This is a genomic window from Hypnocyclicus thermotrophus (genome assembly GCF_004365575.1).
GTDB lineage: Bacteria > Fusobacteriota > Fusobacteriia > Fusobacteriales > Fusobacteriaceae > Hypnocyclicus > Hypnocyclicus thermotrophus.
Window position 1 is genome coordinate 109,960 of sequence record NZ_SOBG01000002.1, and the last position, 20,256, is coordinate 130,215.

Below are 20,256 nucleotides of genomic sequence, written 5' to 3' on the forward strand. Positions count from 1 at the left end.
ATAAATTTTTTTAATTATTATGTATTATATATTATAATAGAAAAAAAATCAATATAAAAATAGAAATTGACTTTTCAAATAATGAATGATATAATCAGTTTTGCTATTTTTAATAAAAATTAAATAATGGAGGAAAGAAAATGAGAAATGAAATGTTATGGTTTATTTTACTAATAATCAATTTTTCTTTTATAATTTTTTCGTATAAAAAATTTGGAAAAGTAGGTTTATTTACTTGGATACCGATTTCTACAGTACTAGCAAATATTCAAGTTATGATAACATTACAACTTTTTGGATTTACAGCAACATTGGGAAATATAATATATGCTAGTGCATTTTTAGTAACAGACATTTTGTCAGAGAATTATGGAAGAAAAGAAGCGGATAAAGCGGTATGGATAGGATTTTTTAGTTTAATAGCAACGACTATTATAATGAATTTATGTTTATTATTTTTACCGGATAATAGTAAAAATTCAATGGATTTATATAATAGTATAAAATCAGTTTTTAGTATTATGCCAAGAATAGCAATTGCCAGTTTAATAGCATATATTTTATCTCAAAAGCATGATGTATGGGCATATCATTTTTGGAAAAAAAGATTTTCAGAGAGTAATCAAATATGGATAAGAAATAATTTAAGTACAATGATAAGTCAGTTAATAGATAGTACAATTTTTGTACTTATTGCATTTGTTGGAACGATGCCTTTTAATATTGTTATTGAAATATTTTTAACAACGTATTTATTAAAATGGTTAGTAGCTGCTTTAGATACTCCTTTTATATATATAGCAACGTATTTAAAAAAGAATAATAAAATAAATGAAATATAAAAAAATAGAGGAAAATCCTCTATTTTTTTATATTTATAATATTAATTTTCTTTTATTAAAATTTCAGTTACTTGAAATATATGATTTTTAATACGTCTGTATGTATTTAACATATCCATATAACCAATAGTATAAAAAAGGTCTTTTTTGGTATTTCTAAACTCATCTAAATGCGTATTTCTAATTTCTTTAAATAAAGTTGTAATTTTAGTTTTAACTTTAAAAGATTTTAAATAATTTTCTTCAGTTCTTTCTGTAGATATAATTTCATTTACAAAATGAAAGTAATTATTTAATTCAGAATGTAATTTTAACAAATCAACTTTTTCTGCCTTATCAAGAGTAATATTGTTATCTAAAAGTTTTAAGTATAATTTTATTTCACTCATTAAATAATCACTAATTGATTCATATTCATCAACAATTGTTAAAACATTTTTTGCTTCAATAGAGATTTCATTAGAAAAATTTTCCCCCAAAAGCATAGAAGAAATAGATGAAATTTCTTTTTGAACGATGTCTAATTTATCTTCTAATTTAAATATTTCTTTAACCTGATTAGATGTTTTATCTAGATTTTTTTCAAAAATAATTTTAACAAGCTCAAACATTTTAATAACATCTTTTCCCATATTTTCAACTTCGTCATTAATATTAGAAATTGCTATTGTTGGCGTTTCAAGCATTCTTACATCTAAATGTGTATATTTTATTTCTTTAGTTTCGTCTTCTGTTGAAGGTATTAATTTTTCAAGTAATTTTGCAAAATATGTTATAAACGGTGTAAATAATAATGCATTTGTAACGTTAAAACTAGTATGAGCTGTAGCTAATAAAGTAGTAGGGTCAGTCGTATGGTTTGTAATGTTTTGAATAATATTATAAAAAAATGGAAAAATACTAATAACCCAAGTAACTCCAATTACATTAACTATTGTATGAGCAAGAGCAGCTCTTCTAGCATTTACTGAGGCTCCTATTGATGCTAAAAATGCAGTTATTGTAGTACCAATATTTTCTCCTAGCACTAAAGCTACTCCGGTAACAGGAGTTATTAATCCTTGACTTGCTAAACCTATTGTTATTCCAAGTGTAGCGGATGAAGATTGAACAACACTTGTCATTAAAGCACCTACAGAAGCAGCTAAAATTATACCTTTTAAATTATGTGCTTGGAATTTATGAAATAAACTAATGAAATTTGGGTCAGATCCAAGTGGTTTAAATCCTTCTTTCATAAATTCTAAACCTAAAAATACAAAACCTAAACCTAATAAAACCATACCTCTATTTTTAGTTTTTTCTTTTTTACCAAAAACAAATATTAAAGCACCAATACCCGCAATAAGTTGTCCATATTTACCTACTTTTAAAACTAGAATCCATCCAGTAATAGTAGTACCAATATTTGCTCCTAAAATTAATCCAAGAGATTGTTTTAGAGTCATAAGACCAGCATTAACAAATCCAACTACCATTACAGTTGTAATAGAAGATGATTGAACAAGACCAGTAACTAAAATTCCTATAATTACTCCAATAACTCTATTATCTGTTAATGATGATATTATTTTTTTTAAACGATTTCCAGCTAAATTTTGCATTCCATTAGATAGATAATGCATTCCAAATAGAAAAATTCCTAAACCACCTATTACTTTTAAAATAATCTCATTCATTCCTTTAAATTTCCTCCTTATAGAATATTTAATAGCATATAATTTTATCATATAATTTAATTTTTTTAAACTAAATTTACATTTTTTTTACAATTAATATAAAAAAGAACAATATGGCTTATTTTAATACTGTATAATGCTTTTTATTTAAAAATAAAGTAAAAATTATAAACAAATAGTGTGTTTTAAATTTTTTGAAGATCGAGTTAAGGCTACATATATTATGTTTAATTCTTCATAAAACCATTTTTTTATTTTTTTATAAAAAAATACATTATCTTTAGATCTATCTAAAATTTTTAATGTTTCATTTATATTCATAAAATCGTTTAATAAATAAACATTTTTATATTCTAATCCTTTAGCAGCATGAACTGTAGATAAAAATATATTTGCTTCATTTTTATTTTTACAAATCGACTTATCAATTTTTTCTAAATAATTTTTCATATTATGGCCATATTTTTTTATTAAATTAAAAGATAAAACGATTTCACTATTCAATTCTAAATTCTCTTCTATATATTTTTCTAATTGAGAAAATGATTTATATTTTTTTATTTCACTATTTATATTTTTTCGATTTCCACAATACAAACTATAACAGTCTTTTAATGCTGAAAAATCAATTTTCCTAAAAAAAAATAATTTTTTATCTAAATTTTCTATAGCATATTCAAAAAGTCCAGCATTTGTTCTTGCAAGAACAAGTATTTTTTCATCTTTAAAATCTTCTATAATTTTTTGATTTATATTTTTTCCAACGATAGTTATATTATTCTGTTTAAGTTTTAAAATTTTATTTACAAAATCAGCTAACTCACTTCCTATTCTAAAAGAATGTGTAAGATACATAATAGTACTATTTTCTAATTTCATAAAATATTCCATTGCATTTATAGCACCTCTAAATGCATAAAGCTGTTGGTTTGTATCACCTACAATGATTTTTTTCGCATTTGGGAATTTATTTTCAATAATGTCAATAATTACACCATTGCTATCTTGAGCTTCATCAAGGAGTACAATTTCATAAAAAAGTTCTTTCTCTCTATATAATTGATAAAGTTTTAGATAATGGTCATGAATTTGAGGAAGTCTTTCATTATTCATATCATCAAAAATTTTATTTAATATAGTTTTAATCGTATCATAATAATTTATTAAAAGTTCATCTTTTTGTAGTAGCTCAAAATTAAGTTCAATACTTTTTAAAATATAACTATCTTTTTCTTCTAAAATTTCATCTCTATTTTTTGATTTTTTATTTTCTATTTTTATTAATAAATAATCATAAAGCAGTTTACTTAATAAAATAGAAGTATCTAAACTTTCAAGTTTTTTTTCATATCTAGCTTCATTTAGAATTATAAAATTTTTAATATCTTTTAGTAATTTGTTTTTCAAATCAAAAGAATAAAAAATATACTCTCTGAAATAGTTAATAAATTCTTCGATAGAAGTATATTTACTTTGTAAAAATTTATTGTATAAATTGATATAATTTTTTGCAGATTTATATGATAACTTATATTTTTCTGATATTTCAATTATATTTAAATTATTAACTAAATTTTTTTTTGAATAATATTTATAAGCTAAGCCATGTGCTGTTTTTACCTCAATATTTTTTAGATTATATTTTTTAAATTTTTCTTCAGCTTCTTTTTTCATAGCTCTGTTATATACTAAATATAAAATATTTTTGTTTATATTTTTTAAGGCTATTCCCATAAGAGTACTTGTTTTTCCACTTCCAGCTACAGCATTTACAACTAAAAGTTTTTTATTGCTATTAATAATTTTCAATTGTTCTTCTGTCCATTTTGGCATATTTTTCTCCTAAAAAAAAGAAGCATTAAGCCTCTTTTTTCTTTTGTTTTAATATATACTTAATTGCTTCCGTTGCGGCTATAGTACCATCAGAAACTGCAGTAGTTACTTGACGTAAAGACTTTTCTCTAACATCACCAGCTGCATAGATTCCTTCGATATTTGTTTTCATATCATCTTTTGTAATAATATAACCATTTTGATCTACATTTGCAAAAGTAGAAAATAATTCAAGAGAACTTTTTGTTCCTAAATATAAAAATGCATAATCAGCTTTAATTTCTTTTTCTTCGTTATTAATTTTAACAATAACTTTTTCAACGAAATCATTACCAGTAATTTTAATTAATTCGCTATTAGTTATTATTTCAACTTTTTCATTATTTATTAATGCATCATATGTTTTTTTATGACATTTCAATTCTTTTTCATTTACAAAAATTTTAATGGTTTTTGAATATTTTGTAAGAAAAAGTGCTTCTTCAGCGATCTCTTCACCTTGACCAAAAAGTGTAACATCTAAATTTTTGGTAAAAGCACCATCACAAGTGGCGCAATATGAAACACCTTTTCCAAGAAATTCTTCTTCACCTTTAATTTTTTTACTATTGTTTTTAGACCATCCTGTAGCGATAATAATAGTTTTAGCTAAAAAATTATCTTTATCAGTTTTTATTATTTTTGGTGTAGAATAAACATCAATATCAAGTAAAGTAGCATTGATTATTTCAGCACCGTATTTTAAAGCTTGTTCTTTCATTAAATTATTTAATTCTTTTCCTTTCAATCCTTCGGGGAATCCAGGATAATTATCTATTTTATGAGCTGAAATTAAACTTCCTACATTTTCTTTATGAAGTATTAGTACATTCATATTAGCTCTAGCACCATAAATAGCTGCTGTAAGTCCAGCTGGACCACCACCAACAATAATTATATCATATATTTTGTTTTTCATATATTATCACTCCTTATTATATTAGAGAATTCTAATATAATTATATCAAAGTTTATCTAAAAAATCAATTAATTCTTTTACTTTTAATTCTTGAATTTCATAGCAAACGATTTTACCAGTTTTTTCATATTTTAATATTCTAGCATTTCTCATATAAGCGAGATGTTGGCTTACACTTGATTGCGAAACCCCTATTATTTTTTCTAATTCACCAACACAAGTTTTTAAACTATTTTCAGATCTGTCACAAAGTGTTTTTAATATTTGAAGTCTAATAGGATTTGATAATAATTTTAAAATAATCGTAACTTTATCGTAATTCATAATAATTCCTTTCTATATTTTATAATATATTTTTTCTAAATTAATTGTAGTTTTTTCACCATGGCCTGGATATAAAATAGTATCATTTGGATAAGAAAGAATTTTTTTTATACTATCCATAATACTTAGCATATTTCCAGTAGGGAAATCAACCCGTCCATGAGTACCTTTAAAAATAGTATCTCCTGTTATTATAATTTTTTCTTTTTTATTATAAAAAACTTTACTACCTATTGTATGGCCTGGAGAATCAATAACTAAAAAATCATTAATATAGTCTCCACCAGAAACTTTTATAATTTCATTATTGTTATATGAAAAACAAGTTCCAATTACAAATTTAGATAAATTTAAATTATCATTAGTTAAAAATTCATAATCTTCTTTACCAATATATACTTTGCAATTGTATTTATCGACTATTTCTTTTATTCCAAGTATATGATCAATATGTCCATGCGTTAATATTAATTTAGTTAAAGTTAAATTTTTTTCTTTTAAAAAGCTATCTATTTCAGTAATATTTTTTGAAGCAATATCAAATAATATAGCATTGTTTTGATCATAAACTAAATAGCAATTAACTAAAAGAGAACCTAATGTAAATATCTTAATTTTCATAAATTCACCTCTATAAGATTATACGAATTTTTAAAAATAAAAGCAATAATTAATTTTAATTGACATTTTTTTCATATATAACTATAATTTAATATAATAAATACTAAGGAAGGTAATAACAATGAAAAATAGAAAGCATCAATTAGCTAATGAAAAAATATTAAAATTAATATTAAAATTATCTTTACCTGCAACGATTGGAATGTTAGTTTCATCACTATATAATTTAGTAGATACAATTTTTGTAAGTAAAGCAGAAGGACCTTTAGGAATAGCAGCTTTGACGATAGTATTTCCTATTCAAATGTTAATTATGGCGTTTACTCAAAGTATTGGTATTGGTTCAGCTTCAATTATATCAAGAGCTCTTGGTGAACATAAAAATGAAAAAGCAAGTGAAATGTTTGAAACAACAGTTATTTCTTTAATTATTTTGAGTGCCTTAGTTATATTTTTAGGAGTATTATATTTAAAACCAACACTTTTATTATTTGGTGCAACCTCTTTAATACTTGAAAAAGCAAAAGATTATTATTTTATTATATTAATAGGTTCGCCATTTTATATATTCGCGTTAGGACTTAGTAATATTGCTAGAGCAGAAGGAAACTTAAAAGTATCAATGAATGGGATGTTATTTTCAGCAATATTAAATATAGTATTAGATCCTATTTTTATATTTAAACTTAATTATGGGATTAAAGGAGCAGCACTTGCGACTGTAATATCACAATTTATATCATTTTTATATTTATTTAGATATTTCTTTTTTTCTAATAATTCGTATATAAAATTTAAAGGATTTATATTTAGAATTAATTATTTTATTGAGATGATAGGTATAGGTTTATCTTCATTTACAAGACAAGCAGTAAGTTCAATAGTTGCAATAGTTTTAAATAATACATTAAAAATATATGGTGGAGAAATAGCAATAGCTATAATGGGAATAATAAATCGGACATTAATGGTAATTTTTTTGCCGATGTTTGGTATAATACAAGGAATACAACCTATTATAGGATTTAATTATGGTGCGAAATCATTTGGCAGAGTAAAAGAAACATTGAAAATGGCTGCAATAATAACAACTATTTTTTGTACAATAGTTTTTTTGATAATGCAGCTATTTCCAAAAGGAATTATAAGAGTATTTTCAAATGATATTAATTTAATAAACATGTCTATATTACCAATTAGAGTGTTTAGTTTAGCATTTATTACGATTGGATTTCAAATAATTGTGGCGGGATATTATCAATCAATAGGGAAAGTGATTCCAGCATTGATATTATCTATCGCTAGACAATCAATATTTTTAATACCTTTAATATTGATATTACCAAAATATTTAAATGAATTTGGAATTTGGATATCATTTCCAATATCAGATTTTATGGGGTTTTTAATATCGCTAATATTTATATTAAAAGAATATAGGAAAAATCTCTCACAAAAATAAATCTTTAATGAAATTTTTAGATTCCTATAATAGACTATAATATAATTAAGGGTGTATGTGGGAGGCATTTATTAATGAAAAAAATATTAGTTTTAATAATAAGTATTATTTCAATAACTATATATGCAGAGGATATTCACTCTTTTTACGTAAAATATAAAATAGAGGGGATAAATTCAGGAATTCTTGAAATATATATAAAAGATAACGGAGAAAAAGAAGCTTATTATTCTACTGTAGAACTTAGTTATGGGAAATACAAAGATTATGTAAGAACAGGTTTGATAAAAAATAGAGATATATTATATACTCTTAATTTTAAAAATAAAACATATTTTAATGAAAAGATAGAAGAGGATTATGTACCAACATATGAATTTGATTTTTCTAAATATGAAAAAGTAGGTAACGGTAAAATCCTTGATGTAAACACAGAAATATATAAAGTAGGAAATAGTTATTATTGGGTATACAAAGGAATAATATTGAAGAGTTTACAAGTGATTAATAGTAATAAGATAAAAACAAATGCGATAGAATTTATAAGAAATTTAGAGATTCCAGAAGAAAAATTTGATATCCCAGAAGGATTTATTTTAGTAGATAATCCATTAAATAAATTATTTAAAAAAGAAGATAATCTAAAGAAAGAATTTGAAGAGTTTAAAGAAGATTTAGAAAAAGAATTTAAAGAATTTAAAAAAAATTTAAATAAATAAAAAATTTAAATACTCCACTTATAGTAAACGGTTAAAATAATAAGACTGTTAGCTATAGGAGGAGTATTTTTTATTTAAAAAAAGGAATTAATATTTAATAAAGTATATGTTAATTGGAGGCGAGTGCTATGAAGAAAATAAATTTTTTTATATTATATTTTATTTTAGTAAATATTATTTTAGCAAAAGAGAATTTCATTTTACCAATAGTATTTTATTCTCCAGAATTAGGTTTTGCTGGCGGAATAATCTTTAAAAATTTAGATAAAAAAGAAACAATGTTAATTTCAAATAAAATATCAAGTTTTTTAACAACAAATCAATATAAATCTTTAAATTATAATTATAATATAAAATATTTTAATAATAGTAGATTTAATATTAACTTAAATTATAAAGATTGGTTATATGATTATTATTTAAATAGAAAGATAATAGATGATTATAATCAAAAAATAATACAAATAGAAATAAATTATAATCAAAAAATAATAAAAAAAATATATTTTAAATATGGTTATAATTTTAGCAAAATAAAAATAAATAATAATAATTTTTATTTAGAAAAAGAAAATATAAATTCATCAGGAATAAATTTTGCACTAAACTATGAAAATATATTAATAGAAAAAAATATGAAAAATGGTGAAAAATTAGAAATAACTACAAATATTTATAATAAAAAGTTATTAAGTGATCAAGATTATATAAAAAATACTTTTGATTACAGAAAATATTTCAATATAAAAAATAATCAAATAAGAGCGCAAATAATGATAAAAGATATAAATGGGGAAGTACCTTTTTATTTGAAATATGATTTAGGTTCAAATACTTTAATAAGAGGATTTACAGAAAATAAATATTTAGGAAATACTTTTATTGGAGGACAAATAGAATTCGAAAAAAATTTTAATAAAAGATTTACAGGAGTTTTATTTTATGGTACAGGAGATACAAATGATAATTTTGATAATATAGATATATTAAATTTAAAATCAGCAATTGGATTAGGTATTAAATATATAATTTCTGAAGATTTTAAAGTGAGAATGGATATGGGATTTGCAAGTGATGGAGATAAAAATATGTATATAAATTTTTCAGATGCAATATAAAAAATAAGGGGATTCCCTTATTTTTTAATTGTTTTATTAGGGTGAACATAATAATAATTTTCTATTCTTAATATTTTGGCTTTAGTAAACTTGTCAGTAGGGAAAGTATAAGTTTTATGAGCTTTTACAATTCCCCAAATATCTTTTCTTTTTTCAGATGTACCATCACTTAAATAATATCTTCTATCTCTTATTGACACGAGCATACTTTGATTATTAAGGTTTTCAGCTTTCCATTGAATTTTTGTCCGACCATCAGGTTTTATATAATATCTTATATAAAAGTTTATTTTATTAAACTTTCCATAGTATTCCCATTTTGTCCAGTTTAATTCATAAAAGAATTTAACTAAAATTATTATTAAAAGAAAAATAATAAAAATAAGTCTTTTTCCCCATTTTTTTATATAATTTATTTTATTTAACTTATTCATATAAATACACCTCCTTTTTAATTATATTATATAACAAAAGTAGATATTTCCTGCAATAAATTTATATTTTCGTGTTGACTAAAAGCATAAGATGCAATATACTAGAAGAAAATTTTAAGAAAGGAATATATATAAATGACACATAATTTTATTTACAATAAAAGATTTTTTCAAAAAGTTTTTACAATAGCAATTCCAATAGCAATTTAAAATTTAATAATTTCATCCATAAATTTAGCCGATGTGTTTATGATAGGTAAATTAGGTGAAAAAGAGAGAGCAGCATTAGGACTATCAAATCAAATAATGTTTTTATTAGTACTCTTATTATTTGGAATAAATAGCGGTGGAGCTATATTTATGTCGCAATTCAATGGAAAAAAAGATACAAAAAATATGAAAAAGGTATTAGGAATAGTACTAATAAATAGTTTTTTAGCAGGAGTTATATTTTTTCTTATGGTAATTTTAATACCAGATTTTTTATTAAAAATATACACAAAAGATAAAATAGTTGTAGATATAGGTATGAGATATTTGAAAATAGTTTCATTTTCTTATATTTTTACAGCGATAAGTTTTGTTTACTCAGTACAACTACGTACTATAAATAAAACAAAACTAACAGTTTATTCTAGTTCTTTAGCATTAGTAATTAATATTACATTAAATTACTTGCTTATTTTTGGTAAATTTGGATTTCCAAAACTAGGAATAGAAGGAGCAGCAATAGCAACAACAATAGCTAGAAGTTTGGAATGTATTTTTATTGTTTTTTTAGTTTATAATAATAAATATATATTTGCAGCAAAGTTTAAAGAAATAATAGGATTTGATATATTTTTTGTAAAAAAATATTTTTTTACAACGTTACCAGTTCTTTTAAATGAAATGATTTGGTCATTTGGAATAGCAGCATATAATATATGCTAGAATGAGTACTCAAGCAATAGCGGCTATAAATATAGTAGGTAGTATTGAAAGATTATTGTTTGTATCATTGATTGGAGTAGCAAGTGCAGCTAGTGTTATGGTAGCTGAAAAAATAGGAGAGAAAAATGAAAAAGAAGCATTTGAATATGCAATAAATTTTATAAAATTAATTTTTATAATTGGGGTTATTATGTCGATAATATTGTATGGAATGACATTTTTTATTTTAGATTTGTATAATATTTCAGAGAATGTATATAAATATTCAAAATATATAATGTTTATTTTATGTTTTTCTTTACCAAGTAAATATAGTAGGAAATTTAAGAGCAGGAGGAGATACAAAGTTTGCTTTATATATTGATACAGGTGCACTTTGGTTAATAGGAGTACCTTTGTCTTTTATAGCAGCATTTTATTTTAAATTACCAATATATTTAGTTTATTTTGTTACATTTTTTGAAGAAATAACAAAAGCAATTTTTGGAATAAAAAGAGTTTTTTCAAAAAAATGGATAACTAATTTAGTAAAAGATATAAGTTAATTTATTTTAATAAGGAGAAAAAATGTTTAAATATCATAATACATATCAAGATTTTTTTAATGAAAATAAAGAATTATTAGAAAAAATAATAAAGGAGATAAATAAAGATAATTATACACCTCAAAAGGAAAATATATTTAAGGCATTAGAAACAGATTTATATAAAAATAAGATTGTTATACTTGGAATGGATCCATATCCTCAAAAAAATGTGGCTACCGGACTAGCTTTTGAAGTATTGCTTGATTCTTGGCAAGATAAAAAAATAAATACATCATTAAAAAATATATTAAAGTTAATATATAAATCATATTACGGAGAAATATTATCAATTAATGAATTAAGAAAAAAAATAGAGAGTAAGGAGTTTAATATAGAAAAACCTAAAAAAATGTTTAAAAATTGGCAAAAACAAGGAGTTTTATTGTTAAATACAGCTTTTACAACAAAATTAGATAAACCAGGAGCACATATAAAGGTTTGGAAAGAGTTTTCAATTAATTTAATAGAATATATTTCTAAAAATAATCCTAGATTAATATGGTTTTTATGGGGTGAAAAAGCTAAAAAATATGAAAAATATATAATTAATAATAAAAATATATATTATTCAAATCATCCAGTAATTTGTGGACAATTAATTAATCCAAAAGATTTTTTAAATTCTAACTGTTTTTTAGAAACAAAAGATATTATTAAATGGATATAAAATATTTTAAGAAAATTTTAAAATTTATAGTATAAAAAAATATTAGAAACAAAATTTAAATTTTTATTAAGGAGTGATGTATAAATGAAAAAAGTTACTGTTACATTATTTTTTATGACTTTAATAAGTTTAGTATCTTTTTCTGCAACAGATCAAGAAGAATTTGTGAAAGTAGCACAAAATCTTATGCCGTCAATAGTAAATATAAGAACTAAAACAACAGTAAAACAAACTGTAGTTGATCCATTTGAACAATTTTTCTTTGGAGAATCAGCTCCAAAACAAATAGAAAGAGAAGGAAGTTCTTTAGGATCTGGTTTTGTAATTACTAAAGATGGAGAAATAGTTACAAATAATCATGTAATTGAAGGTGCTTCAGAAATATTTGTAAAATTTAATAATAAAAAAGAATATGAGGCTGAAATAGTAGGGAAAGACCCAGAAACAGATATAGCGTTATTAAAAATTATTAATACAAAAGATAAATTTAAACCAGTAAAATTTGCTGACTCAGATTTTTTAAAAGTAGGACAATGGGCAATAGCTATTGGTAATCCATACGGATTAAATAATACAATGACATTAGGAATTATTAGTGCAATTGGTAGAAGTGGCTATGGAATAGAAAGAATAGAAGATTTTATTCAAACAGATGCTTCTATTAATCCAGGAAATAGTGGAGGGCCTTTAATTGATATTTATGGAAATGTTATAGGAGTAAATACAGCGATAATTTCTAAAACTGGTGGAAATACGGGGATAGGATTTGCTATTCCTTCAAATATAGTTAAAAAAGTAGTTGAAAGTATACAAAAATATGGAGAAGTAAGACGACCATTTATGGGAGTTAGATTCCAACCAGATTTTACATCTAAAATGGCTGAAAGTATGGGATTAAAAGATGGAAAAGGAGCTTTAATAGCAGAAATAGTAGATGAATCACCAGCAGCTAAAGCAGGACTTATGAGAGGGGATGTTATTACAGCTATTAATGGAAGAGTAGTAGAAACTTATGCAAATGCAATAGCAATTATATCATCTTTTCAACCTGGAGAAGAGATATCAGTTACAGTATATAGAAAAGGAAAAGAAAGAAATATTACTTTAAAATTAGGATCTCGAAGTGATGAAAGTTTAAATCCGAGTGAAGCAATATTAGGAATGCAGCTTCGAACATTAAATGAAGCTCTTAGAAATAAATATAAATATTCGGATACTAAAGAAGGAGTTGTAGTATTAAATGTAGATCCAGCATCACAAGCAGCTAGAATAGGTATAAAAGAGGGATATTTAATCGTAGAAATAAATAATACTATTGTAAAATCATTAAAAGATTTAAAACAAGTATATAATTCAATTGACGAAGGAGAAAATGTACTTTTATATATAGAAAATAAAGATTTTGGAAGATATGTTTTATTAAAAAAATAAATTAAATAGCAAATAAAAAAACTTCCTTATACTTGATATGCTTTTGTTTAATGACAAAGGCGTATTCATATATATAAGGAAGTTTTATTTTTTAATTAGTTATATTTAATCAGTAAAAAAATCAAAAATATTTTCAAGCATAGATGTTTCTGCTTTAAAAAATTCTGTATATTTACATTTAGTACATGTAACAGTGGTAAACTTTTTATTTTGGACATCAAAAATTTTTGATAAGCCACCACCTGTCATAGCAACAGTATCAGTTTCATAGCTGATATTACCACATTTTGGACATTTATAATTTGACATATATATTCCCTCCTGAATAATCGTTCTATGACAATTGTACTATATATCTATTTTTTTTCAAGTATTTTATTAATAGCTTTTCCTATTTCAGAAGTTTTAGCAATTCCACCTAAATCTGGAGTAAGAGTTTTTCCGTCAATTAATAATTCTTCTATTGCATCAAGAATCTTTTTTCCCCAATCTTCATATCCAAAAAAATCCATCATTTGACTAACAGACCATATAGAAGCAAGAGGATTTGATATTTCTTTGCCAGCGATATCTGGTGCTGAACCATGAATTGGCTCAAACATAGAAGGAAATTTTTTTTCAGGATTAAGATTTGCTCCAGCAGCAAGCCCCATTCCCCCAGCGATTGCAGCACCTAAGTCAGTTAAAATATCACCAAAAAGATTTGACGTAACAACAACTTCAAATCTTTTTGGATCTTTTACCATAAACATAGCAGCAGCATCGACAAGATATGAATAAGTTTTAACATCAGGATATTCTTTTCCTACTTCCTTAAATACCTCGTCCCAAAATACCATAGAATAATTTAAGGCATTAGCTTTACTAATACTTGTAAGAGTTTTTCCTTCTTTTCTAGCAATTTCATAAGCATATCTTATAACTCTTTCTGTTCCTTTTCTAGAAAATACTCCTGTTTGTAATACTACTTCATTTGGTTTATCTTTAAATAACCAATCACCAGCTCCAGCATATTCACCTTCACTATTTTCTCTAATAAATAACATATCAATATCTTCTCTTTTGACATCTTTTAAAGGACAAGGAGCACCTTTTAATAATTTAACAGGTCTTATATTGATATATTGATCAAAACCTTTTCTTATTTTTAATAATAAATCCCATAGTGATATATGGTCGGGTACTCCAGGGAAACCAACAGCTCCAAGATAGATAGCATCAAAATTTTTTAATATTTCCATCCCGTTATCATCCATCATTTTACCAGTTTTTAAATAATATTCACACCCCCAAGGAAAAGTTTTAAATTCAAAAGATATAGAAGATTCTAATTCCTCTATTTTTTTAAGCACTTTAATTCCTTCATTAATTACTTCTGTTCCTATTCCGTCCCCAGGAATAACAGCTATTTTAAATCTCTTCATAGTTTTACCTCCGAAAATTGTATTGAGTAAATTATACAATAAAAAAGTAAAAATTGAAAGTTAATTTTTAATCAAAAAATTTTAATGAAATTTTAATAAAATATATTTATAGTAAAATTTAGAAAGAAAAATAAAAGGTGATAAGCAGGATGAGGTTATTATGCAAAAACCTAAATAACTTCATAGATAAGTATAAAAAATAATATTAAAAAAAATAAAATTTAAATATTGAGAGGAGATAGATTATGAATAATTATAGTGAAAAAATACAAGAAATTTTAAAAGAGATGAACAAAATAGTAATTGGACAAGATGAGATTATAAAAAAGATTTTAATTGGAATTTTTATAGATGGCCACATTTTATTAGAAGGGCTTCCAGGTCTTGCAAAATCTCTTACTGTAAATAGTTTAGCTAAGATATTTAATGTGGGATTTAGTAGAATACAATTTACTCCTGACTTATTACCTAGTGATATTATAGGGATGGAAATTTATGAGGAAGAAACGAAAGAGTTTAAAGTAAAAAAAGGACCGATATTTTCAAATTTTATTTTAGCGGACGAGATAAATAGAGCACCAGCAAAAGTTCAATCAGCGCTTTTAGAAGCAATGCAAGAAAGACAAATAACAATAGGAGATACAACATTTAGGTTAGATAATCCATTTATAGTGCTTGCTACACAAAATCCTATTGAACAAAATGGAACTTATCCACTTCCAGAAGCTCAACAAGATAGATTTTTGTTTAAATTAAAAATAGATTATCCTAAAAAAGAAGTAGAAAGAGAATTGATAGAAAGAATTTCAAAAGGAAATATCCCTGAAAAAGTAGAGGTTAATATTTTAATTACGCAAAATGATATAGAAACTATAAAAAAAGAGATAGAAAAAGTTTTTATTAGTGATGTGTTAAAAGATTATATAATTGATATTATATTTAAGACTAGAGAAAAAAATAATTATATTGAATGTGGAGCATCTCCTAGAGCAACAATTAATATTTTAAAAGCAGCTAAAGCAAATGCATATATAAGTGGGAGAGATTATGTATCATTAGAAGATATTAGAGAAGTAGCATATGATATATTGAGACATAGAATTATTTTAAGTTATGAAGCTGAAGTAGATAATATAACAGTAGAAAATGTAGTAGCTGATATATTAAATAGTGTAGAGATAAAATAGGAGATGATATGGCTAGTAAAGAAATTTTAAAAAAAATAAAAAAAATAGATATTAATTCTAAAATATTAAGTGAGCATCTTTTAGTAGGAAAATATCATTCAAAATTTAAAGGAAAAGGATTAGAATTTTCTAATATTAGAAAATATACTCCTGGAGATGATGTTAGAAATATTGATTGGAAAATAAGTAAAAAATTACAGAAAACATATATAAAAGAATTTATAGAAGAGAGAGAACTTTCAATATATTTTTTAATAGATATTTCAAACTCGAATATTTTGCAGAATAGAAGAGAGTATATAGCAGAAATAGCAGGAACAATAGCTAATTCTGCTATAGAAAATGGAGATAAAATAGGAGCATATTTATTTACAAATAAAATAGAAAAAATACTAAAAGTAAATAATACTAAAAAGCATCTTTTAGCAATTATAGATGCTATTCTTACTTTTCAAAGTGAAAATAAAGATACAAATATAAAGAAATCTATTGAAGAGTTTTTAAGTTTAAAATTAAAAAAAGGGATAGTATTTTTAATTTCAGATTTTTATGATGAAAATTATGAAAAAGAAATAAAATTTTTACTCAAAAAACATGAGCTTATTTTAATTAGAATATTTAATAAATCATTTGAAGCACTTGATAAAAATATAGTTTATAGATTTATTGATAGTGAAACAAATCAAGAAATTTTATATAAAAAAAACAGTGAAAATCTTAATATGAAATTAAATTTTAATAATTATATAGAATTTGAAGTTGGAGAAAATTACATACCAAAATTAATAAAATTATTTAATTATAGAGGTAGAAAATGAAAAAATTTTTTTTAAAATTGATTATTATTTTCATAATAATATTTAATACAATATTTGCAAATAACTATCATATTGGAGATATTATTAGATTAGAAATAAAAAATAGTAATATCAAAGAAGTAAAAAATGTTTTTAAAGATTTTGATATAGAAAAGATAGAGGAAAAAAACAATAAAATATATATTGAATTTCGGAGTTTTGAAACTGGAGAAAAAGATATTATTTTAGGTGATAAAAAGTTAATACTAAATATTGATAGTACAATAAAAAAAGATGAAACGAAACTTTATAATTTCAATAATAATAAAAATCTGAAATTACAAAAAATATATAAACATTTTGAGTATTATATATTTTATTTGATTTTTATATTAAATATAGGGTTATTAATAAAAATATTTATTAAACAAAAAAATAAAGAAAATGAAATAGATATAAATGAAATTATTGAAAAAGAAAATGATTTTAGAAAAATAAATTATGAATTTAAAAAATATATAGATAAAAAATATAATACTAGATTTTTAAATGGTATTTATAATAATAATTTTAATAAAGAAATAGAGAATTATTTAAAAAATATAGATGATTTAATTTTTCAAGGTAAAACAATAAATATAGAAGAATATAAAAATAAAGTATTGAAATATATTAATATTATTAAGGAGAAAAAAAATGTTTAAACATTTTTACTTGTTGTTTGGATTATTACCATTTTTAATTATATATTTTTATAAGAAAGAAAAAGCAATAAAATTTCCAAGTATAAAAATATTAAAAACAAATCTAAATACTAAAAAATATAAAATAGGTGATTATTTGATATTATTATCTTTGGTATTTTTCTTTATTGCATTTGCTAGACCAATAGAAAGAAAAATAGATAAAATAGAGAAAAAAGGTATTGATATAGCACTTTTACTTGATATATCTCAAAGTATGTTACAAAAAGATATAAAACCAAATAGATTAGAAAAAGCAAAAGAAGTTTTAGAAAACTTTGTAGATAGTAGAAAAAACGATAGATTTGCTCTTTCTGTATTTGCAGCTACGGCTTATACGAGAATACCACTCACATTTGACTATGATATTATAAAAAACTCTATAAAAGAGATAAGTGTAGATGATATTTCTAATAATAAAGCTACAGCAATAGGTGTTGGATTAGTTAATGCTATTAATAGACTTAAAAAAAGTAAAAATAAAAGTAAAGTAATAATATTGATAACAGATGGTGAAAATAATTTTGGAGATATTTCACCAGAAGCAGCACTTAATATTGCTAAAAAATTAGGAATGAAAATATATACAATAGGAGTAGGTGGAGAATATCTTAAGATTAATAGTATCTTTGGGACACAAATAGTAAAGAATAATGAAATAGATGAAAAATTACTTTTAAAAATAGCAAAAGAGACAAATGGTAAATTTTATAGAGTAAAAGATGAAAAAGAATTTGAAGATATATTTAAAACTATTAATAAATTGGAAAAAACTAAAATAGAATCTAATCAATTTATTCAATACAAGGAAAGATATTTTATATTTGATTTAATAGGTTATATATTATTAATTTTAGGAATAATATTTAAGTATTTTATTTATATAATTATTCCATAAGGAGAGAGAAATGGATTTTGTTAATAAAAAGTTAATTTATTTAATAATTTTAAATATTTTAATAATTATTATATATTATATCGGAAGCAGGAAAAAAATTAATGCTAAAAAAAAGTTAAATTTAAATACAGATATATTTTTAGAAATATTTAAAGGTATTTTATATTTAATAATTTTAAATTTAATAGTTGTTTCTTTAATGCAACCAAGAAAATTTAAAAAAGAAGTAACAATAAAGTCAAAATCAAATAATATATTTTTTTTAATAGATATTTCAAAATCTATGTTATCTAGAGATATATTTCCAAATAGATTAGAAGTAGAAAAAAGTATAATAAAAAAAATAATAGAAAATTTATCAGGAGAAAAAATAGCATTTATACCTTTTTCCAGTGGAGCCTATATACAGATGCCACTTACAAATGATTATGATATGGCAAAAATGTTTTTAGACATTATAGATAGTGACCTTATATCAAGTGGTGGAACGGATATAAAAGATGCTCTAAATTTGATAAAAAATAAAATTACAAATAAAAATGATATTATAATTATATTAAGTGATGGCGGAGATGAAAAAATAGATATAAAAAAAGATTATAATATTTTTTCAATTGGAATTGGTAGTGAAAAAGGTGGTACAATACCAAATATTATAAATGGAGAAGAAAGTGGTTTTATAAAAGATAAAAATGGAAATATTGTTATAAGTAAATTAAATAAAGAAAATTTAAAAAAAATATCAAAACAATATTTTGAATATTATGATATACAAAATATTATTTCTAAAATAAAAAATATGAAAAAACAGGATAGAGAAGATAAAATAAGATATTATAAAGAATATTACCAATATTTTTTAGGAAGTGCATTATTATTATTACTTATAATTTATATCATAGAATATAGGAGAAAAGTATGAAAAAATTACTTTTAATTGGGATATTAATATTAAATTTATTTTTATTTATTAAAATATTTAACGAAAATTTATTTTATTTAGAAAAAGATTATAAATTAATAAAAAATAATAAAAAATTAATAAAAGAAAAAGAATATAATAAGATTTTAAAAAAATATGAAAATATAAAAACAGATTATTATAAAAATAAAGTAGAATATAATAAAAACATAATAAATTTTTTAAATAAAGATTATGAAGAAATAATAAAACAAAATATAAAAAATAATGTTTTATTATTTAATCAAGGATTGAGTTATAAAATATTAGGTGATAAACAAAAAAATATAAATAAAAAGTTAGAATATTATAAAAAAGCATTAAATATATTTAAAATATTAATAAAAAAATATGAAAAAATAAATAAAAGTAATATTAATATAGTAAAAAATTATGAGATAATATCTAATTTAATAAAAAATATAGAAGAAGAAAATCAAAAAAGTCAAACAAACAATCAAGAAAATCAAGATAAAAGAGAGAATCAATCAAATAATAAAAAACAAAGTGATTCTTTAAAAAATCAAAAAAGTCAAACAAATAATCAAGAAAATCAAGATAAAAGAGAGAATCAATCAAATAATAAAAAACAAAGTGATTCTTTAAAAAATCAAAAAAGTCAAACAAATAATCAAGAA

At 22.5% G+C, this 20,256-nt stretch carries 22 protein-coding genes and 1 pseudogene; 15 read left to right on the top strand and 8 right to left on the bottom strand.

Annotated features, from left to right (window positions below; genetic code table 11):
- Nucleotides 1-140 precede the first annotated feature (140 nt).
- Entirely contained in the window at nucleotides 141-842 is a 702-nt protein-coding gene (locus EV215_RS02545) for a queuosine precursor transporter (protein WP_134112422.1), read from the top strand.
- Between the two features lie 41 nt (nucleotides 843-883).
- Here the strand turns inward: EV215_RS02545 and EV215_RS02550 are convergent, their stop codons facing one another.
- The 5 genes from EV215_RS02550 to EV215_RS02570 form a co-directional block, all read right to left on the bottom strand.
- Nucleotides 884-2,521: a Na/Pi cotransporter family protein gene (locus EV215_RS02550; RefSeq protein WP_134112423.1), complete on the bottom strand. Its 1,638-nt coding sequence runs from the start codon at nucleotides 2,519-2,521 to the stop codon at nucleotides 884-886.
- A 165-nt stretch (nucleotides 2,522-2,686) separates the two neighbouring features.
- Entirely contained in the window at nucleotides 2,687-4,354 is a 1,668-nt protein-coding gene (locus EV215_RS02555) for a UvrD-helicase domain-containing protein (protein ID WP_134112424.1), read from the bottom strand.
- Between the two features lie 25 nt (nucleotides 4,355-4,379).
- A complete protein-coding gene (locus tag EV215_RS02560; RefSeq protein ID WP_134112425.1) occupies nucleotides 4,380-5,312 on the bottom strand; it encodes an NAD(P)/FAD-dependent oxidoreductase in 933 nt (310 codons plus the stop codon).
- A gap of 45 nt (nucleotides 5,313-5,357) precedes the next feature.
- Nucleotides 5,358-5,636: an ArsR/SmtB family transcription factor gene (locus EV215_RS02565; RefSeq protein ID WP_134112426.1), complete on the bottom strand. Its 279-nt coding sequence runs from the start codon at nucleotides 5,634-5,636 to the stop codon at nucleotides 5,358-5,360.
- 12 nt (nucleotides 5,637-5,648) lie between these two features.
- Complete coding sequence (locus tag EV215_RS02570) at nucleotides 5,649-6,257, bottom strand: MBL fold metallo-hydrolase (protein ID WP_134112427.1); 609 nt, start codon at nucleotides 6,255-6,257, stop codon at nucleotides 5,649-5,651.
- Between the two features lie 121 nt (nucleotides 6,258-6,378).
- Between EV215_RS02570 and EV215_RS02575 the strand changes: the two genes are divergently transcribed.
- The 3 genes from EV215_RS02575 to EV215_RS02585 all read left to right on the top strand — a co-directional run bounded on the left by EV215_RS02575 (nucleotide 6,379) and on the right by EV215_RS02585 (nucleotide 9,556).
- Nucleotides 6,379-7,719, top strand: coding sequence for an MATE family efflux transporter (locus EV215_RS02575; RefSeq protein ID WP_134112428.1), 1,341 nt, complete (start codon nucleotides 6,379-6,381; stop codon nucleotides 7,717-7,719).
- 74 nt (nucleotides 7,720-7,793) lie between these two features.
- Nucleotides 7,794-8,438, top strand: coding sequence for a hypothetical protein (locus EV215_RS02580; protein WP_134112429.1), 645 nt, complete (start codon nucleotides 7,794-7,796; stop codon nucleotides 8,436-8,438).
- A gap of 128 nt (nucleotides 8,439-8,566) precedes the next feature.
- Complete coding sequence (locus EV215_RS02585; protein WP_134112430.1) at nucleotides 8,567-9,556, top strand: BamA/TamA family outer membrane protein; 990 nt, start codon at nucleotides 8,567-8,569, stop codon at nucleotides 9,554-9,556.
- A 17-nt stretch (nucleotides 9,557-9,573) separates the two neighbouring features.
- Here the strand turns inward: EV215_RS02585 and EV215_RS02590 are convergent, their stop codons facing one another.
- Nucleotides 9,574-9,990, bottom strand: coding sequence for a hypothetical protein (locus EV215_RS02590; protein ID WP_134112431.1), 417 nt, complete (start codon nucleotides 9,988-9,990; stop codon nucleotides 9,574-9,576).
- A gap of 219 nt (nucleotides 9,991-10,209) precedes the next feature.
- Between EV215_RS02590 and EV215_RS02595 the strand changes: the two genes are divergently transcribed.
- From EV215_RS02595 to EV215_RS02610, 5 genes are all read left to right on the top strand, one after another.
- Nucleotides 10,210-10,923 carry an MATE family efflux transporter gene (locus EV215_RS02595; RefSeq protein WP_306767438.1) on the top strand — a complete coding sequence of 238 codons (714 nt, stop codon included), beginning with the start codon at nucleotides 10,210-10,212 and terminating at the stop codon, nucleotides 10,921-10,923.
- A 1-nt stretch (nucleotide 10,924) separates the two neighbouring features.
- The gene (locus EV215_RS02600) at nucleotides 10,925-11,287 is read left to right on the top strand and encodes an MATE family efflux transporter (RefSeq protein ID WP_134112433.1); all 363 of its coding nucleotides are present in this window, start codon (nucleotides 10,925-10,927) and stop codon (nucleotides 11,285-11,287) included.
- Between the two features lie 31 nt (nucleotides 11,288-11,318).
- Nucleotides 11,319-11,468, top strand: coding sequence for a hypothetical protein (locus EV215_RS10490; RefSeq protein ID WP_166667324.1), 150 nt, complete (start codon nucleotides 11,319-11,321; stop codon nucleotides 11,466-11,468).
- Nucleotides 11,469-11,490: 22 nt separating this feature from the next.
- The gene (locus tag EV215_RS02605; protein WP_134112434.1) at nucleotides 11,491-12,177 is read left to right on the top strand and encodes a uracil-DNA glycosylase; all 687 of its coding nucleotides are present in this window, start codon (nucleotides 11,491-11,493) and stop codon (nucleotides 12,175-12,177) included.
- A gap of 84 nt (nucleotides 12,178-12,261) precedes the next feature.
- A complete protein-coding gene (locus EV215_RS02610) occupies nucleotides 12,262-13,608 on the top strand; it encodes a Do family serine endopeptidase (protein WP_134112435.1) in 1,347 nt (448 codons plus the stop codon).
- Between the two features lie 105 nt (nucleotides 13,609-13,713).
- Here the strand turns inward: EV215_RS02610 and EV215_RS02615 are convergent, their stop codons facing one another.
- Entirely contained in the window at nucleotides 13,714-13,917 is a 204-nt protein-coding gene (locus EV215_RS02615) for a zinc ribbon domain-containing protein (protein ID WP_208320321.1), read from the bottom strand.
- A gap of 47 nt (nucleotides 13,918-13,964) precedes the next feature.
- Complete coding sequence (locus EV215_RS02620) at nucleotides 13,965-15,032, bottom strand: tartrate dehydrogenase (protein ID WP_134112437.1); 1,068 nt, start codon at nucleotides 15,030-15,032, stop codon at nucleotides 13,965-13,967.
- A 245-nt stretch (nucleotides 15,033-15,277) separates the two neighbouring features.
- Here EV215_RS02620 and EV215_RS02625 point away from each other — a divergent pair, with 245 nt between their 5' ends.
- The 6 genes and pseudogenes from EV215_RS02625 to EV215_RS02650 form a co-directional block, all read left to right on the top strand.
- The gene (locus EV215_RS02625; RefSeq protein WP_134112438.1) at nucleotides 15,278-16,219 is read left to right on the top strand and encodes an AAA family ATPase; all 942 of its coding nucleotides are present in this window, start codon (nucleotides 15,278-15,280) and stop codon (nucleotides 16,217-16,219) included.
- Nucleotides 16,220-16,227: 8 nt separating this feature from the next.
- Nucleotides 16,228-17,037 carry a DUF58 domain-containing protein gene (locus tag EV215_RS02630; protein WP_134112439.1) on the top strand — a complete coding sequence of 270 codons (810 nt, stop codon included), beginning with the start codon at nucleotides 16,228-16,230 and terminating at the stop codon, nucleotides 17,035-17,037.
- The gene (locus EV215_RS02635; protein WP_134112440.1) at nucleotides 17,034-17,720 is read left to right on the top strand and encodes a hypothetical protein; all 687 of its coding nucleotides are present in this window, start codon (nucleotides 17,034-17,036) and stop codon (nucleotides 17,718-17,720) included. The genes EV215_RS02630 and EV215_RS02635 overlap by 4 nt, the downstream gene beginning before the upstream one ends.
- Nucleotides 17,713-18,657, top strand: coding sequence for a VWA domain-containing protein (locus EV215_RS02640; RefSeq protein WP_134112441.1), 945 nt, complete (start codon nucleotides 17,713-17,715; stop codon nucleotides 18,655-18,657). Before EV215_RS02635 ends, EV215_RS02640 begins: the two co-directional genes overlap by 8 nt.
- A 10-nt stretch (nucleotides 18,658-18,667) precedes the next feature.
- Nucleotides 18,668-19,579 carry a VWA domain-containing protein gene (locus EV215_RS02645; RefSeq protein ID WP_134112442.1) on the top strand — a complete coding sequence of 304 codons (912 nt, stop codon included), beginning with the start codon at nucleotides 18,668-18,670 and terminating at the stop codon, nucleotides 19,577-19,579.
- Nucleotides 19,576-20,256, top strand: a pseudogene (locus tag EV215_RS02650) (hypothetical protein); the annotation flags it as partial. The gene EV215_RS02645 and the pseudogene EV215_RS02650, both read left to right, overlap by 4 nt.

Bases quoted from the DNA above. Each gene is read 5' to 3' on its own strand.
- EV215_RS02545 (WP_134112422.1), top strand. From the start codon at position 141: ATGAGAAATGAAATGTTATGGTTTATTTTACTAATAATCAATTTTTCT.
- EV215_RS02550 (WP_134112423.1), bottom strand. From the start codon at position 2,521: ATGAATGAGATTATTTTAAAAGTAATAGGTGGTTTAGGAATTTTTCTA.
- EV215_RS02555 (WP_134112424.1), bottom strand. From the start codon at position 4,354: ATGCCAAAATGGACAGAAGAACAATTGAAAATTATTAATAGCAATAAA.
- EV215_RS02560 (WP_134112425.1), bottom strand. From the start codon at position 5,312: ATGAAAAACAAAATATATGATATAATTATTGTTGGTGGTGGTCCAGCT.
- EV215_RS02565 (WP_134112426.1), bottom strand. From the start codon at position 5,636: ATGAATTACGATAAAGTTACGATTATTTTAAAATTATTATCAAATCCT.
- EV215_RS02570 (WP_134112427.1), bottom strand. From the start codon at position 6,257: ATGAAAATTAAGATATTTACATTAGGTTCTCTTTTAGTTAATTGCTAT.
- EV215_RS02575 (WP_134112428.1), top strand. From the start codon at position 6,379: ATGAAAAATAGAAAGCATCAATTAGCTAATGAAAAAATATTAAAATTA.
- EV215_RS02580 (WP_134112429.1), top strand. From the start codon at position 7,794: ATGAAAAAAATATTAGTTTTAATAATAAGTATTATTTCAATAACTATA.
- EV215_RS02585 (WP_134112430.1), top strand. From the start codon at position 8,567: ATGAAGAAAATAAATTTTTTTATATTATATTTTATTTTAGTAAATATT.
- EV215_RS02590 (WP_134112431.1), bottom strand. From the start codon at position 9,990: ATGAATAAGTTAAATAAAATAAATTATATAAAAAAATGGGGAAAAAGA.
- EV215_RS02600 (WP_134112433.1), top strand. From the start codon at position 10,925: ATGAGTACTCAAGCAATAGCGGCTATAAATATAGTAGGTAGTATTGAA.
- EV215_RS02605 (WP_134112434.1), top strand. From the start codon at position 11,491: ATGTTTAAATATCATAATACATATCAAGATTTTTTTAATGAAAATAAA.
- EV215_RS02610 (WP_134112435.1), top strand. From the start codon at position 12,262: ATGAAAAAAGTTACTGTTACATTATTTTTTATGACTTTAATAAGTTTA.
- EV215_RS02615 (WP_208320321.1), bottom strand. From the start codon at position 13,917: ATGTCAAATTATAAATGTCCAAAATGTGGTAATATCAGCTATGAAACT.
- EV215_RS02620 (WP_134112437.1), bottom strand. From the start codon at position 15,032: ATGAAGAGATTTAAAATAGCTGTTATTCCTGGGGACGGAATAGGAACA.
- EV215_RS02625 (WP_134112438.1), top strand. From the start codon at position 15,278: ATGAATAATTATAGTGAAAAAATACAAGAAATTTTAAAAGAGATGAAC.
- EV215_RS02630 (WP_134112439.1), top strand. From the start codon at position 16,228: ATGGCTAGTAAAGAAATTTTAAAAAAAATAAAAAAAATAGATATTAAT.
- EV215_RS02635 (WP_134112440.1), top strand. From the start codon at position 17,034: ATGAAAAAATTTTTTTTAAAATTGATTATTATTTTCATAATAATATTT.
- EV215_RS02640 (WP_134112441.1), top strand. From the start codon at position 17,713: ATGTTTAAACATTTTTACTTGTTGTTTGGATTATTACCATTTTTAATT.
- EV215_RS02645 (WP_134112442.1), top strand. From the start codon at position 18,668: ATGGATTTTGTTAATAAAAAGTTAATTTATTTAATAATTTTAAATATT.